Here is a 15,087-nt window from a genome sequence, read left to right as displayed (position 1 = left end):
GTAAAGTGCTCCGCCACATGGCGAAGCGCTTTTTTTTTGCTAGGGGCATATAACCTATATACATGAACAGCAGATCATAGATGACCGAGTTCTATCGCTTGCTTGAAGCGCCGGGCAAATTGTTCTGCCGCAGCCGCTGCCTCCCTGAATTCCGTCTGCACGAAGCCGATCTGCATTTTGGGCTGCTGGATCTCGGTAATTTCGACCATCTTAATTAACCCCTCTTTCCAAAGCGGGTGTTGGTGAAAGGAAAAATCATGCCCAATAGTCGCGGCAATATTATTGGTTAACACGGTGCTGATAGCCTCCGAATTATTGGTCTTAAATAAGATGGATAAAGGCCCATATTCGTAGGTGAACTCCTGCAGAAAATCTTCAATGAAACCGTCCCGATATAACGCTAGATTATAGTCTTTTAGTTGCTCTGGAGTCACGCGTGCGTGCTTAGCCAGTTCAGACAGTTGATGGGTGCATACAACAAGCTTGCTCGAATACATCGGTGTAAAATGTAACCCATCCAATTCGCGCAGTTGTTTCGCGTAAATGGCGATAAAGCCCAGATGGGTTTTATTATTGCGGATGTCCTCAATGATCTCCATGGAACCTTTCTCTTCAATCGATAATCTCAGTTGTGAATGATCTCGTTTCATATCTGCTGCCGACTGCACCAAGTAAGGCATAACACTCGGGAAAGTAGCCACATGAAGATCACCGGTCAATGTAGATGTCGTTGCATTTAGTGATTTCAATTCATCAATTCGCTGCAAAATGTCCAGCGCTTTGGCGATAAATTGTTTACCCTCCGGCGTGGGATGAGTGCCTTGTCTGGATCGCTCGAATAGAACCAGCCCCAGCTCTTTTTCCAGGCGATGAACCGATTGACTGATCGCAGATTGCGTGACATGAAGATGCTCCGATGCGGCGGAGAACGATTGCGTTTTGGCGATTTCGACAACGTATTCGAGTTGTTCCAGATTCATGCGATCATCCCTTGTTAGCATTAGTATAAGTAATGTTAACATAAGTATCTATAAATATGAATAATGGTTGAATAGCGATATAATATATAGACAAGCAGAACATTCTTGTATTAATAGTTTAGATAAAAGGGGATGTACAGAATGAAGGCAGCAGTATGGTATGGTCATAAAGACGTGCGTGTGGAAGATCGTGAGGTTCCGGTTGCAAAGTCTGGCCAGGTGCAGATCAAAGTCGAGTATGCCGGAATCTGCGGTAGTGACTTACACGCGTATCATCATGGTGTAGGTATTCAAGAGGGAGAGAATCATCCGCTTTCAGGACAAAAAGCACCACTGACACTGGGACATGAGTTTGCAGGAACGGTAAGCGCTCTAGGTGATCATGTAAACGGTGTCAACATTGGCGATCGCGTAGTGGTGGAACCTCTCTACCATTGTGGAACGTGTGAGTACTGTATTCAAGGTAGATACAATCAGTGTACTCAATTTGGTTTTGTCGGATTGAACGGGGATGGCGGTTTTGCCGAATATGTAGTAGTCGAGGCTTATATGGTACACCCGATTCCAGATCAAGTATCCTTTGAAGAAGGGGCGCTTGTTGAACCGACTGCTGTTGCTTTTCATGCCGTACGTCACAGTAAGCTGAAAGTGGGAAATAAGGTTGCTGTATACGGAGCTGGGCCGATTGGTTTGCTGACCATCTTGTCAGCCAAAGCAGCTGGGGCATCTGAAGTGTACGCTGTCGATGTATTCGAAGATCGTCTGGAACTGGCGGCTAAACTTGGCGCAATTCCGGTAAATAGCAGTAAGGTGGATGCAACACAGGTCATTACGCAGCAATCCGGTGGAATCGATGTTGCGTATGAAGCGGCTGGAGTTCAACCGACGATGGACAGTGCTGTATCCGTGATTAAAAAAGGTGGGGAAGTTGTGGTGATCGCCGCAATTCCGAACCCACTTCACGTAAACTTTTTCGACATGCTGGTAAAAGAAGCGAATCTGACAGCTACACTGGCCTACCGACATATCTTCCCTGAGGTCATCTCACTCATTGCTGAAGGCGCACTCGATGTGAAGCAGGTAATCACCAAGAAAATTAAGCTGCATGATGTTGTGCAGGACGGACTTGAGCTGTTGATGAGCGACAAGAGTCATGCTAAGATTCTGATTGAGATTGGTGGTTAAGCTCGGGATCAACATGATAATCATGTAACTAATCATGTAACGCTAAGATATCAGGTTTAAACGAGAGGGCTGTTCCTCTTGTCATCTACAGATGGCAGGAGAACAGCCCTATGTTTTATGGTATAAAGAGACATAATATTCTCCAGAATGCAAGAATACTTTTAATAAACCTTGTAAATCCGCACGTCTATGTTGTCCGTTAAGGCCCTATCTTATCTTATTTTATCTCGTAACGATAGCAGATTGCCTGCCCTCCGCCCTCCACGGGACTGAACTCCGGATCTTCAATAAAGCCAAAACGTTCATATAACCGGATGGCATTAACCATCTGACTACCCGTATAGAGATAAACTGCATTTTTGCCCAGCTCCTTCGTGGAATCCACACACCGCTGAAGCAGCTCACGCGCAATGCCATGTCCTCTCCACTCGGGATCAACGCCGAGTAGACGAATAAATGGATAATCAATCGGCAGATCAAAATTCGGGTAGGCTTTATGTGCCGTTTCAAATAACTGAACGGTACCGACAATCCGATCTTCGATCTTGGCTACCCATAATTCAGTCAAGTATGGATTGTCCACGGATTCGCGGATATCTTTCAGGTAGGCTTCCCAACGATCCGATTGCTCAAACGAGCTCTGGTATTCCGCGTAACTGGCAACCAGAATGTCAACAATCTCAGCATGGTCAGCTGGGGAAGCGGGATGAATCGTAATGGCAGCCGTCGTCATATCTAAATTCTCCTTTTCTTATGAGTAAAGTAGGGAATAGTATTTCCTTGCATTATAACACAAGGGATTCAATCCTCTATATTAGAATCTTCTATAAGCGATTTCAACATTTCTATATCTTTTTTACAACCGATTCAGCTGTGTACTGTATAGATGATTGCGATATTCGGTTGGCGTACTTGCCTCGTGTTGCTTGAAGGTACGCAGAAACAGCTTGTAATCACGAAAGCCGCATTGGGCTGCAATCTCTTTCACACTGGCATTGGTATTGAGCAACAGTCGTTTGGCACGGCGCATGCGTTCGGTGAGAATATACGTTTTGAGTCCGATCCCCTTTTCCCGCTTCACCATTTTGGAAATGTAGTCCTTGTTGAAATTAAAATTCTCCGCAATCTCACTCACCGTAATATTCAGATGCAGATGGATATCGACCCACTTACAGATATGATCCACCACGGCGTTATGCTGGCGATAGTCTGAGCGCAGGTTACGTTCCATTTCTTTGAGAAGTAATAGCGCAGCAGCATCCGCCTCTTCAGACGAGAAGGAAGATACATGCAATAACTGCTTGAACAGTTGATTTGCCATAGAAGGAATCTGAATGGTTGAATGGGTTGGGAAATCACCAAATGAGCCTGGTGCTGTCCCGTAATGTATCCAGTAGAAGCTCACAGGTGCGTCACTAATCTGGTAACCATAATGCGTTCGGCCCGCCTTTAAAAATAAAAGATCATCTGCACGAACAACGTATCGTTTGTCCTCCTCCGCAATATACATCTCACCTTCCAGCATCAAAATGATCTCATGTACCGGCATGCTTCGACGCATATGGCTCCAGTTGCCCTCTGATATGAATTTTCCACATAAATAGTGCTCCACTGGTTTTGACATAGGACAGATTTATCCACCTTTTCTTGGATTCTGAGTCTGCTGTAACTGTAGTTTATTTGATAATATGAGGACATTCAAGGGTGAAAGCTAGATGGCAGAGATAAGTTCTAGCCGGAGTGGAACACGGATTTTATCCTTTATCTCTAAACACAGCCCTACTTAAAAGAAAAGAAACCATATGAAGTTATTTCATATGCCAAAGGAGCGAGCCACATGATCGATACGAGAAAAGGATTTCTGGGCCCCTCACAGGTTAACTTGCTGAAAGGTCCATTTCAAACGTCACAACATATCGGTGAACGTTACTTGTTATCACTGGAGATTGACCGCTTTCTGGCTCCATGTTATGAAGCCCACGGATTAACACCACGCAAGGAACGATATGCAGGCTGGGAGGCACGCTCGATTAGCGGACATTCCCTCGGGCATTACATGTCGGCTCTCGCGGTGACGTATCAGGCGACGGGTAATTCTACTTTAAAGCAAACGCTCGATTATGCTGTGAATGAACTGGCGGCAATTCAACAGACGACGGGCAGCGGATATATCGGAGGTTTGTCCGAGGACGCTTTCCGTATGGCTTTTCGTGCGGAGAACATTGGCGGATTTAACATCGGCGAATATTGGGTTCCGTGGTACAGCGTACATAAAATCTATCGCGGTCTGATTGACGCCTATCAAATGACGGGCAATGAGCAGGCGCTTGAGGTGGTTGCACGTTTTGCGGATTGGGCAGTGACGGGACTGAGTGCCATGACCGAGGAGCAGATCCAGACGATGCTGATGTCTGAGCATGGCGGGATGAACGAAGTGTTTGCCCAATTGTACGGGATTACAGGAAACTCAGCCTATCTGAGGGCTGCCCTTCAATTCACGCACCAACTCATTCTGGAACCGCTGGAGCAGGAGCGGGATGAGTTGCAAGGAAGGCATGCCAACACCCAGATTCCGAAAGTTATTGGCGCAGCCGAAATATACAATCAAGACCCTGCACGGACATCGTACCGGACAGCGGCACAATTTTTCTGGGATACAACCGTGAAGCATCGTTCTTATGTCTTTGGCGCGACGAGCATATCCGAGCATTATGAAGCAAAGGGCATGGAGAGCCTTGGCATCAAAACCGGGGAGAGTTGCTGTACGCACAACATGATGCATCTGACCAAGCAGCTGTTTGCCTGGAACCGGGACAGTGCCTACATGGACTATTATGAGAATGCAGTCTATAACCATATCCTTGGCACGCAAGACCCGGATACGGGCAACAAAACCTATTTTGCCTCCACCCTGCAAGGGCATTACAAAATCTACGGCACACATGATACGGCTTGGTGGTGCTGCACCGGATCAGGCATGGAGAACCCGGGAAAGTATGCAGAAGCTATCTATTATGAGGATGAACAAGACTTGTATGTGAACCTCTACATCGCTTCCGAGCTGGAGTGGGCATCACAGGGACTGAACTTAAAGCTGGAAACGGACTTCCCCTATTCGGAAAAAGCAACCCTGACAATCACCGAAGGCAGCGCCTCGGCTTGTCTAAGACTACGCGTGCCGTCCTGGCTCCAGGAGCCGATGACGGCAACTGTAGGCGGGGATTCGGCTCAGTCGTATACACGTCTGGAACCCGGCTATCTGTCCATCGATCGCACTTGGTCAGCGGGCGATACGATTACTATTATGCTGCCGATGGCACTGCGTAAATATACAGCACGGGATGATGCCCACAAGGTGGCATTCCAGTATGGCCCGATTGTGTTAGCTGGTGCGCTTGGCAGTGAAGGACTTCCCGAGGATACCATTATCGACGAAACTGCACTGAATCCAAAAACAGCTCCCGTACCCGTTATCCAAACGGAAGAAGAGGATGTGAGCAAGTGGATCAAGGTTGTCGATAAAGAGAAGCTTACATTTGAGCTTAGTGAGGAAGTGACATCTACAGGTGAAGCGGTGAAACTAATTCCGTTCTATGAGGTGCATCATGAGTTCTATACGGTGTATTGGGCGTTGAATGATGAAGGGGATGCGCTGGAGAAAGCGTTGAACGATATCACCATCGATAGCGTGCAGCCGGATGGTCAGCAGGATGAGATCGGGCATCAATTGGAGAGCAACTGCCGCGGGGAGCAATATAATGGCTCCGGTACAGACGGACGCAACAGGCTGTATATGTGGCGTGAGGCTTACGGAGTAAACGAAGCAGCATTCGGCTACCGCTTGGCTGTAGACTCGGGTGCTATGAACTATTTGTGCGTAGCCTACTGGGGCGGGGATTATTTGCATTTTGACCGAGAGGGAATTCGATATGAGCGGCAGTTTAACATTTTGGTGGATGGTACAGTTGTCGGGGAACAGCGCATTCATATGAACAAGATCGGAGAGGTATTCCGTGTCAGCTATGAGATTCCGGAAGAGGTCACCAGAGGCAAGGAGAGCGTGACCATAACATTCCAGGCAATCGGGGACAAGGGCTGTGCGGGAAAAGTGACAGAGGTTCGTACAACACGTAGCAGACCGAATTCTTTAGTGTGAGCGTCCAGTAACAACAAATCATCTGTACACCAAATAGCGTCATCTGTGATCGTTAGCCTGATGGGTAGTGAGTAGGTGGATTCAGATTTGACGAACAATAACGTACACAAGACGAAATGGGAGGTATTCGCCGTTTCGTCTTTTTGGCGTGCAACTCCCTCAAGAAATCTCTTTCTCGCACCGCATCCTACTCCAGCCCGCTAAGACAAGTCTATATAAAAAATGACACGTAACCTGATTTTCCACGTATTACCGGATAACATTTCATTTACCACTAACGCGCCTCCGTAGTTCCTGGTTGTCCAGCAGTTCTTCTAAACAGCAAGTTGTGAAGCTCGTTCTGTTTTGTCCGTGAAAAGGATAATGGGATAAGCTCTATCCACGTATATTACTATGAAGAATACTGCTCTGACATCATAGCTTATGGAGTACAGTACCAATACCAGCGCGAGTTCTCTTTTAAATATCTGGCAAGAATCATTTAAAGATCTTTCAAATCCACTGGACAATCACTCAAACTACAAGTCAAACATCTACTTTATAGCGCTCTAATATTAACGTAAATATCCCTTCCATTTTCCAATCCTATCCACCTGAGAGCGTTCACATCATGTACAATAAGAAGATGAGAGACAGGGAATATACGACATTTAATCCTAATATCTAACATGAAAGGAGGCCTTAGGATCGACCATGACCAGGTACATACAATTGTTTGGGCTCATCATCGGCATCGTGGCCGTGAATGTTCTGGCCTTCTCCCCGGGTTTTGCTGGACTTGGATTCGGAGAGAATGCGTTCCAGACCGCACTTTCCGTGACGCTACTCTTCGGAAGCGTACTTGCACTTTTCTATGGCAGTTACAATGTATTGTTCAAACAGCCGGTGGTTTTACCCGTGAGACAGATCGAAACCCATGAAGATTATGTAGAAGCTTTATCCTTTTACAGACGCATCAAAATTCTTGAAGAAGATATTACGCTGGGGCTGTCCCAACTGAACCGGATGAAAAAAAAGAAAGAGACATTGATGAATGTGCTTCATCAACGTTTTGACCCCGGCGAGTTGAGTTTTAAGAAATTCGCTTCGGTCACGGAAGAGGTAGAGAAGCTGTTATATCTGAACATTCGCAGCATACTGAATCGACTGAACGTCTTCGATGAAGCCGATTATGCCAGCATGATGAAAGCCAAATCGCCTGCGATCCCGCAGAGGATTTTTCAGGAGAAAACGAAAGTGTACAACGATTACCTGACCTACGTGAAGGATTCACTTCACACGAATGAAGAGATTTTATTGAAGCTGGATCAGCTGTTGCTGGAGATATCACGCCTGGACAGTGTTGAAGCTGGAGATATTGAGCAGATGCCTTGTATGCAGGAGATTGATCAGTTAATCAAGCACACCAAATTATATAGACAGTGAGGGGTTGCACCTATGGCAAAGAAGGGAAAGTTTTTTCTCATATCCATGATCATGTTAGTCCTAGTATTTGGTCTCGTTTATGGAGGAATCACACTGACATCGAACTTTGGCAAGTCTACCACACAGGTCACGACCGAAAATGCAGGTAAGGAACTTGGCAAATTGTACGCGGACATTGCACCAGCTACGGCGGAACCGGTGAAAGGACAGATTGATCTTGATCCGGTTGATGTTGCAGAATCCCTTCCGGACATTTCCAAATTCCCGGTTACAGTGGAGAACACCACCAATGATTTCGTCGAAATTTTCTCCTCCACCGAGAAGTCGGGTAGTGGCGTGGATGGATGGTTAACCGAGGTCGCAGAGGCATTTAACCAAGCGAACATCACGGCCGGCGGCAAACAGGTATCGGTCAAAATCCGTAATATTGCTTCCGGTACCGCAACGGATTACATCAAGTCCGGTAAGTATGTGCCCGATGCCTTCACCCCGTCCAATGAGTTGTGGGGCGAGATGGTGGAAGCCAGCGGAGTGAAGACGAAGCTGATCTCGAAGCGGCTCGTTGGCAACGTACCGGGAATCGTCATCTCCAAAGCCAAATATGATGCACTGGTGAACACCTACGGCTCCGTGAACGTCAAAACGATAACCGAAGCTATTGCCAATAATGAGCTGACGATGGGCTATACCGACCCGTTTGCCAGTTCTACAGGACTGAACTTCCTGGTTACCGCATTAAATACGTATGACAGCGCTAATCCGCTGGGCGAGAAAGCCATTCAAGGCTTTGAAAAATTCCAGGCGAACGTGCCATTCACTGCATCCACCACGATTCAGATGAGGGAAGCGGCCAAGTCGGGCAGACTGGATGCCTTTGTACTGGAGTATCAGACCTATGTGAATACAGCCGATCTGAAGAGCGGATATGTGTTTACCCCATTCGGTGTAAGGCATGACAGCCCGCTATATGCTCTTGGTCAACTGCCGCAGAACAAACAGGAGATCATCCAGAAGTTCGCTGATTTTGTCACGCAAGATCAGTATCAGAAAAAGGCAGTAGAGTTCGGATTCAACGGCCTGCAAGATTACAAATCGGAGCTGGCTACGGTGGATGGTGGAACATTGCTGTCCGCGCAGAAAGTCTGGAAAGAGAAGAAGAACGGCAGTAATCCAATTGCCGCTGTGTTTGTAACGGACGTATCCGGGAGTATGGCGGGGGAACCGCTTAACCGTCTTAAAGAATCTTTGCGCAAAGGCCAGAAGTATCTCGGTACCGACAACAGCATTGGCTTGGTTTCTTACTCCAGCGATGTAACCGTGAACCTGCCGATTGCCAAATATGATACGAACCAGCAATCCATGTTTGTCGGAACGGTGGATAGTTTGCAAGCAAGTGGGGGAACAGCGACATTCGACGGCATCGTGGTTGCAATGAAAATGCTGGAGGATTACAAAGCAGCCAACCCTAACGTGAAACCGCTGATTTTTGTTCTGAGTGATGGCGAGACGAACGAAGGACATTCGCTCAAAGATATTCGAGACCTGGTGGAGACGTACAAAGTGCCGATCTACACGATTGGATATAACGCCGACATCAAAGCCCTGGAGAGCATCTCCAGCATTAACGAGGCGGCGAGCATTAATGCGGACACCGACGATGTTGTCTACAAAATCGGAAACCTGTTTAACGTACAGATGTAAGTCTATATTAATGTTCAGATGTAAGCAGATACGGATGTAACTAAAAGGGGGAACTGTGAATGTCGTTTACGATGGAAATACCGAGCCAGAAGGAAATTCAGAAGGTGATTGAAGAAGAGATCAAACCGGTGCCCGCCGAGGTCGCGGAATTGCAACTGGTAGCAACTTCGAATGTGGATATGATTATGAACCTGGACCTCGAATCTCTGGAGAAGCGCAAAGAAATTTTGCAATCCATCGACGGCTTTGGCATGAACACCATGCGATCCTCTTCCGAGAAAAACGCGCTGCTTCAAGTCTCCGTTGGACATCTGTCCAAGACGGGAGACGAGGGCGGTCAGGTCGCCAAAGGCTTGACCGAGCTGCATATGCAACTGAAGGATCTCGACCCAAGCGTGGTCGATTTCGCCAAAACAGGCTTTCTGGGCAAGCTGTTCAACCCGCTGCGCGCGTATTTCCTCAAGTACCAGAAAGCCGACGCCGTCATCGCCGACATTGTCGTTTCACTCGACAAGGGCCGTGCCACGCTACGCAATGACAACACCACGCTTGAGATCGAGCAGCAGAGCCTGCGCGAACTAACCAAGCGGCTGCAGAAGGAGATCCAGCTTGGTATGTTAATGGATGAATCCATTGATACACAGATTGAGACAGCCAAGGTTCGCGGGGAAGACCACGAGAAAGTACGTTTTATTACCGAAGAAGTGTTGTTTCCACTGCGTCAGCGAGTCATGGATTTGCAACAGATGCTGGTCGTAAACCAACAGGGAATCATGGCGATTGAAGTGGTCATTCGCAACAACAAAGAGTTAATTCGTGGTGTGGATCGGGCGAAAAATGTGACGATCTCCGCGCTTAAGATTGCAGTCACCGTTGCCAGTGCACTATACAACCAGAAGATCGTCTTGCAGAAAATCGAATTGCTTAACCGTACCACGAATGATCTGATCGCTGGCACATCCAAAATGCTGAAAGATCAGGGAACAGCGATCCAGAAGCAGGCTTACGAAGCAAGTATTTCGGTGGATACGATGAAGCAAGCCTTTACGGATGTGCTGTCTGCGCTCGACTCCATCTCGGTCTACAAACAAGAGGCCTTGCCAAGAATGCGCGAGACGATCGGTCAGTTCCGTGAATTGGCGGAGAGCGGGGAACAGCAGATTCAGCGATTAGAAAAAGGACAGAAGCTTGGTCTGTAATTCACACTAAGTCATAAAGTCATATGCCCAACTGCTCTTAATAAAAGCGACCATATCCTGTTAATTAAACAGAAGATGGTCGCTTATTTATTTGCGCTATTGCGATGAGGACTCGTATCCAATTTCCACAGCATAATTGTACAGTGACTCTGTAGATTGCTCGACTAAAGCACGACCTGCATCAACTTTTGCATTCCCTTGTTGGAGTGTCTTGAGATTTACTTTGTTTCTGGAGAAGGCTTGCTTGTACAATATGTATCCTTCAAGCTGGAGGTAATGTCCTCTCACCAAATGTGTATGTAATCTTTTGATTTCCGGATTGGAGGACGTGATAAGTTTGGCCTTGGAGACCAGTTTCGTAAAATTTGGAACTACCGTATTCGCAAGTTTTAGATATATCGATTTTCGACTCGCTGTATTCCCTTCAGAAGCAATACTGTGCAAGGAGTCCACTGCTTTCTTTTCATAAGACAGTAGAGTTGAAAGCTGATCGAAATAGGTTTTTAACTCCGCTCGTGCTTGAATTAATGCCTGTTCTTCTTCAGACTCTTCGTCTGCGTCTGACTCGTCTGTTTGATCTTCATCATCCCAATATTCGTCCGGTATATCGTTAAAATCCCAATATGTAGAGAATTCTCCTTTGGCAGCATTGGCTTGAGGAGCAGGAAAGAGAAGCACCCCGCCAAGCAAAATGAAACTGGTCATTAATGAGATAATACTTGATTTTTTCATGTGAAATGTCACCTCCTTTTATCCTATTTCTGCACTCCTCTATAGTATACATGAAGCCGAGGGCGATCTCCTAGAACTAAAGTACAAAACGGTTGGCCCTTTTATTCAGGGTCAACCGTTTTTCAGACGTTGCATATAAACGACATAGGGGATAACGAGGACAAGAAACAACAGAGCTGCAATGAGGGATAGGAGCAGACCGCCATTAACGAGCATCCAGGCGCCCAGCGCCGCGCCAATGACAAAAATAAACCAAGATAGTGCCAGCACGGCCCATTCCGATGCAGGAGCTTTGCCACGTACAGCTTTGGCCAGAGCCTGACCGATCCCAAAAAGCGTACCCGATACAAAGCCTTTGCCTACATCTGCATGTGCAACCATCTGGTGCATCGTATTTTGCATGCCCATCGCCATAGTGAGCGGGAATATAATATAATGCGTGTGGAACAGGAGCGACAACAGGATTGCGAAGAGAAACAATACACACTCCACGCCCAAAATAAGGGTCAGATGCCATTTCCCCCATGACTCTGAAATGAAAGTGCCCACAAATGCTCCTGTAATAAATAAAAGAACGACAGTCCCTGTCATTGCCCATAACGCATAATCTGCTTCAAATAGAGCGATGCCCAGCTTGGTGCTGTTGCCGCTCATGAAGGATAAATACACTTTACCCAGCCCCAAATATCCAATGGAATCGATGAAACCGGCAAGCAGTACAAGAACGGAAGATAACAAAAGCCGGGAAAATCCCGGCTCTAAACGTTCTACCGTGTGTCCGATACTCTCGTTGTTAACGTTCGGGGAAGACGAGTCATGTACGGAATGCATAGGCATCTGTCCTCCAATTTCAGATAACCATAGGGTTCACTTAATCTAGCTTAAGTTTATGTTACCATTCCATTAACTGAGCTAATCTCCGGGAATGAACCTTGCAACACTCACGTATAGCCTTCTTGGTTATTTTCCCTTGTTCTGATCGGGTGCAATAAACAGCGTATCGTCAGGGAGCTGTTCTGCTTCCTCACGGGACATGCCTAGATTCGTGGAGAGCACGTCTACCGGATTGCCTGAGATCCACTCACTCAGATCAATAGCTTCATAGTGTCCACTGTTGAATCCAATGAGTACACGGCAGACATCATCACCCGTGTTTTTGATGTAGTGACCCGCACCCATCGGAGCGTACCCAACATCTCCAGCTTCGAATTGTTCAGTGACAGCCTGCCCTTCGGCGAGAAATACCGTCATTTCGGCACTGCCGCTAATGTAATACTGCCACTCATCCGCATTGGGATGCCAATGCAGTTCCCGCAGAGCGCCTGGTTGAAGCTCGATCAGAGAACCCGCCATCGTGGTGGAGATGGGGAAATCTTCGACGGTTACCGTACGCTGCGTACCGCCGCCTGGCGCGCGGCGTGGCTGTTTGGCATGCAAGGGATAACGATGCGGCGTGGTCAGTTCCGAGTTACGGCGATAAGTCGCAGAGGAGGAACTGTCATCGGGTACCGGGCCTTTGGCAAAATAGGCTTCGCCCTGATTGAGCTTGCCTGCTTGTTCGAGAGAGATACCAAGGTTCTGTGCCACGATATGATCTGGTGTCTGAGTCAGAAAGTCGGTAATACTGAACGTGTGATCCTCCGAAAAATCCCCATTGTCAAAAATCAAAATGAAGTGGCATTCGTCCGGCCCGAGTCCCTGGATGGAATGACCGTATCCGCGTGGGAAATACCATACATCTCCGGGTTCAAAGGTATCGGTATACGCGTGTCCGTCCGGATGGATAACGGTGGTACGACAGGAACCGCTGATCACATATGCCCACTCGGCCGCATTTGCATGCCAGTGCAGTTCACGCATGCCGCCTGGTTCCAGGCGCATGGATACTCCCGCAATACCGATGGATGCGGGGAAGTCATGAACCGAGGCTCCGCGAGTAATGCCGCCGGGACCGGTCCGAGGTTCTTTTTGCTCAAGACGATACTTGAAAGATTTCATCATCATTCCTCCTGCTTCAAATTTGAATTCACTAGACAATGTGTAAATAATTGAATAATAACTATATTATTATACCCATATTTTGAGAAATTATTCAGTTTTTAATCGTTGTGCGGGCGTATAATGAATAATTTTAAATAACTCTTCCGCCATGTACGTAGGACTGTGTTTGAAATCCTGTCTAATCCACTCCATGATCATGCCAAATATGGCATGAGACTGATAGCTTGCGAGCAGTTCCGGGTTAATATGGGGCGGGAAAGTATGAGTCAGATCCTGCAAAGACAGATCCCGCAGCACATCACAGATCATACGCTGAAAGCTGGATGAAGCTTCCGATTGCACAACGAGAGTGTAGAAATGGGCGTGCTGATGCACATGTGCGAAGATGGCAATGGCAGAAGAGGGCATTTGCCCCACCTGGAAATCCTCCATCCCCTCGTAAGGCTTGCGAAATGAAGTCACCAGATCCTGAGTCACATCATGCAGGATTTCGTTGAACAGATCTTCCTTGTATTGATAATGTCTGTAAAAGGTTCCCCGATTCAGATCAGCTTGCTGCACGATATCCGAAATGGAGATTTCCTTGAAATTTCGCTTCTGCATCAAATGAAGCAGTGCCTCCTTCAGGGCAGCTTTGGATTTGCGGATTCGTCGATCCATCGCGTCTGATGTTTCAGGCATTGGAATTCCTCCCGAGTGATATTTATTAAAAGATAACGTACAAACAGGTGAGAGCCTGTTGTTTAACGTACATTTGGACAGGCTTTTACTGATTGTATCGAAAAGCTATGACTTATTATACTAAGGATAAGAGATAATGAACATTTGTTTGTTATCTTTATGTAAGCGAATACATTTTAAAGGAGGAATAGACAAATGAAACTTCAAAATAAAGTGGCCATTGTCACAGGGGCAGGATCAGGAATGGGCAAAGCCATTGCCACATTGTATGCACAAGAAGGAGCCAAGGTCGTTGTTTCCGATATTAACGAAGAAGCTGCTCAGGCTGTCGTTCAAGAGATTCAGGCAAACGGTGGAGAAGCCTTCGTTCTTCTGGCTAATGTAGCGAAAGAGGAAGATGTACAGCAACTTATTGATCAAACGGTGAGTAAATACGGTACAGTAGACATTCTGGTCAACAATGCGGGGATCATGGATGGGATGGAGCCAGCTGCGGATATTAGCGATGAGCGGTGGGAGAAGGTTTTTGCCGTGAACACAACAAGTGTGATGCGAACCACACGCAAAGTACTGCCAATTTTCCTGGAGAAACAGCAAGGGGTTATTGTGAATATTGCTTCAGCAGGGGGCTTGCACGGTGGACGGGCAGGAGCGGCATATACCGCTTCCAAACACGCTGTGGTGGGCTTTACCAAAAATACAGGATACATGTATGCCGAGCAAGGCATTCGTTGTAATGCCATTGCACCCGGAGCGGTTGCGACTAACATCGGGGCATCCATGACAGGCATTAACCCGTTCGGTGCGGGACGGCAGCAGCAGGGGATGGCGATCAACCCGCGAGTAGGAACGAGTGAAGAGATTGCCAAAGTGGCTCTGTTCCTTGGATCGGACGAGTCCAGTTTTGTAAATGGGACTGTCATTACGGCTGATGCAGGCTGGAGTTCGTATTAATTTGTTGGTAAATTAATTGTGCTTAGGAACGGGAAATAGTACTGACGCTTAGCAAGGACAGGGAAATAAAGTG

General features: G+C 47.1%; 13 protein-coding genes. 6 read left to right on the top strand and 7 right to left on the bottom strand.

The genetic code is table 11. The features are described from left to right. Window positions 1–74: 74 nt before the first annotated feature. Entirely contained in the window at window positions 75–980 is a 906-nt protein-coding gene (locus H7T88_RS16010) for a LysR family transcriptional regulator (protein ID WP_221789295.1), read from the bottom strand. Between the two features lie 141 nt (window positions 981–1,121). Here H7T88_RS16010 and H7T88_RS16005 point away from each other — a divergent pair, with 141 nt between their 5' ends. Further along, a complete protein-coding gene (locus H7T88_RS16005; protein ID WP_221789294.1) occupies window positions 1,122–2,165 on the top strand; it encodes a 2,3-butanediol dehydrogenase in 1,044 nt (347 codons plus the stop codon). Window positions 2,166–2,382: 217 nt separating this feature from the next. On the opposite strand, the gene H7T88_RS16000 is transcribed toward H7T88_RS16005, so the two are convergent. Continuing rightward, window positions 2,383–2,898 (bottom strand): GNAT family N-acetyltransferase, encoded by a 516-nt coding sequence (locus H7T88_RS16000; protein WP_154960217.1) that lies wholly within the window; start codon window positions 2,896–2,898, stop codon window positions 2,383–2,385. Between the two features lie 123 nt (window positions 2,899–3,021). Beyond that, complete coding sequence (locus tag H7T88_RS15995) at window positions 3,022–3,789, bottom strand: helix-turn-helix transcriptional regulator (RefSeq protein ID WP_221789293.1); 768 nt, start codon at window positions 3,787–3,789, stop codon at window positions 3,022–3,024. Between the two features lie 213 nt (window positions 3,790–4,002). Here H7T88_RS15995 and H7T88_RS15990 point away from each other — a divergent pair, with 213 nt between their 5' ends. The 4 genes from H7T88_RS15990 to H7T88_RS15975 all read left to right on the top strand — a co-directional run bounded on the left by H7T88_RS15990 (window position 4,003) and on the right by H7T88_RS15975 (window position 10,646). After that, window positions 4,003–6,321, top strand: a complete 2,319-nt coding sequence (locus tag H7T88_RS15990; RefSeq protein WP_221789291.1) for a beta-L-arabinofuranosidase domain-containing protein — start codon at window positions 4,003–4,005, stop codon at window positions 6,319–6,321. Between the two features lie 693 nt (window positions 6,322–7,014). After that, the gene (locus tag H7T88_RS15985) at window positions 7,015–7,746 is read left to right on the top strand and encodes a hypothetical protein (protein ID WP_221789289.1); all 732 of its coding nucleotides are present in this window, start codon (window positions 7,015–7,017) and stop codon (window positions 7,744–7,746) included. A 12-nt stretch (window positions 7,747–7,758) separates the two neighbouring features. After that, a complete protein-coding gene (locus H7T88_RS15980; RefSeq protein WP_221789288.1) occupies window positions 7,759–9,447 on the top strand; it encodes a vWA domain-containing protein in 1,689 nt (562 codons plus the stop codon). 59 nt (window positions 9,448–9,506) lie between these two features. Next, on the top strand, window positions 9,507–10,646 hold the full coding sequence (locus tag H7T88_RS15975) for a toxic anion resistance protein (RefSeq protein ID WP_221789287.1): 1,140 nt from the start codon (window positions 9,507–9,509) through the stop codon (window positions 10,644–10,646). A 96-nt stretch (window positions 10,647–10,742) separates the two neighbouring features. Here H7T88_RS15975 and H7T88_RS15970 read toward each other — a convergent pair whose 3' ends face one another. The 4 genes from H7T88_RS15970 to H7T88_RS15955 all read right to left on the bottom strand — a co-directional run bounded on the left by H7T88_RS15970 (window position 10,743) and on the right by H7T88_RS15955 (window position 14,060). Then, on the bottom strand, window positions 10,743–11,378 hold the full coding sequence (locus H7T88_RS15970) for a hypothetical protein (protein WP_221789286.1): 636 nt from the start codon (window positions 11,376–11,378) through the stop codon (window positions 10,743–10,745). Window positions 11,379–11,489: 111 nt separating this feature from the next. After that, window positions 11,490–12,209: a YoaK family protein gene (locus H7T88_RS15965; protein ID WP_221789285.1), complete on the bottom strand. Its 720-nt coding sequence runs from the start codon at window positions 12,207–12,209 to the stop codon at window positions 11,490–11,492. 129 nt (window positions 12,210–12,338) lie between these two features. Further along, the gene (locus H7T88_RS15960) at window positions 12,339–13,382 is read right to left on the bottom strand and encodes a cupin domain-containing protein (protein WP_260510948.1); all 1,044 of its coding nucleotides are present in this window, start codon (window positions 13,380–13,382) and stop codon (window positions 12,339–12,341) included. 84 nt (window positions 13,383–13,466) lie between these two features. After that, on the bottom strand, window positions 13,467–14,060 hold the full coding sequence (locus H7T88_RS15955) for a TetR/AcrR family transcriptional regulator (protein ID WP_221789284.1): 594 nt from the start codon (window positions 14,058–14,060) through the stop codon (window positions 13,467–13,469). 195 nt (window positions 14,061–14,255) lie between these two features. On the opposite strand from H7T88_RS15955, the gene H7T88_RS15950 reads away from it, so the two are divergent. Beyond that, entirely contained in the window at window positions 14,256–15,014 is a 759-nt protein-coding gene (locus H7T88_RS15950) for an SDR family oxidoreductase (protein WP_221789283.1), read from the top strand. Window positions 15,015–15,087: the final 73 nt, after the last annotated feature.

This window comes from Paenibacillus cucumis (ex Kampfer et al. 2016) (genome assembly GCF_019748695.1).
GTDB lineage: Bacteria > Bacillota > Bacilli > Paenibacillales > Paenibacillaceae > Paenibacillus > Paenibacillus polysaccharolyticus.
The sequence above is the reverse complement of the archived record's forward strand: the minus strand, read 5'-3'. Positions and strand labels throughout refer to the sequence as shown.

Bases quoted from the DNA above. Each gene is read 5' to 3' on its own strand.
- H7T88_RS15995 (WP_221789293.1), bottom strand. From the start codon at position 3,789: ATGTCAAAACCAGTGGAGCACTATTTATGTGGAAAATTCATATCAGAG.
- H7T88_RS16010 (WP_221789295.1), bottom strand. From the start codon at position 980: ATGAATCTGGAACAACTCGAATACGTTGTCGAAATCGCCAAAACGCAA.
- H7T88_RS15990 (WP_221789291.1), top strand. From the start codon at position 4,003: ATGATCGATACGAGAAAAGGATTTCTGGGCCCCTCACAGGTTAACTTG.
- H7T88_RS15965 (WP_221789285.1), bottom strand. From the start codon at position 12,209: ATGCATTCCGTACATGACTCGTCTTCCCCGAACGTTAACAACGAGAGT.
- H7T88_RS15955 (WP_221789284.1), bottom strand. From the start codon at position 14,060: ATGCCTGAAACATCAGACGCGATGGATCGACGAATCCGCAAATCCAAA.
- H7T88_RS15970 (WP_221789286.1), bottom strand. From the start codon at position 11,378: ATGAAAAAATCAAGTATTATCTCATTAATGACCAGTTTCATTTTGCTT.
- H7T88_RS15960 (WP_260510948.1), bottom strand. From the start codon at position 13,382: ATGATGATGAAATCTTTCAAGTATCGTCTTGAGCAAAAAGAACCTCGG.
- H7T88_RS16005 (WP_221789294.1), top strand. From the start codon at position 1,122: ATGAAGGCAGCAGTATGGTATGGTCATAAAGACGTGCGTGTGGAAGAT.
- H7T88_RS15985 (WP_221789289.1), top strand. From the start codon at position 7,015: ATGACCAGGTACATACAATTGTTTGGGCTCATCATCGGCATCGTGGCC.
- H7T88_RS15980 (WP_221789288.1), top strand. From the start codon at position 7,759: ATGGCAAAGAAGGGAAAGTTTTTTCTCATATCCATGATCATGTTAGTC.
- H7T88_RS15975 (WP_221789287.1), top strand. From the start codon at position 9,507: ATGTCGTTTACGATGGAAATACCGAGCCAGAAGGAAATTCAGAAGGTG.
- H7T88_RS16000 (WP_154960217.1), bottom strand. From the start codon at position 2,898: ATGACGACGGCTGCCATTACGATTCATCCCGCTTCCCCAGCTGACCAT.
- H7T88_RS15950 (WP_221789283.1), top strand. From the start codon at position 14,256: ATGAAACTTCAAAATAAAGTGGCCATTGTCACAGGGGCAGGATCAGGA.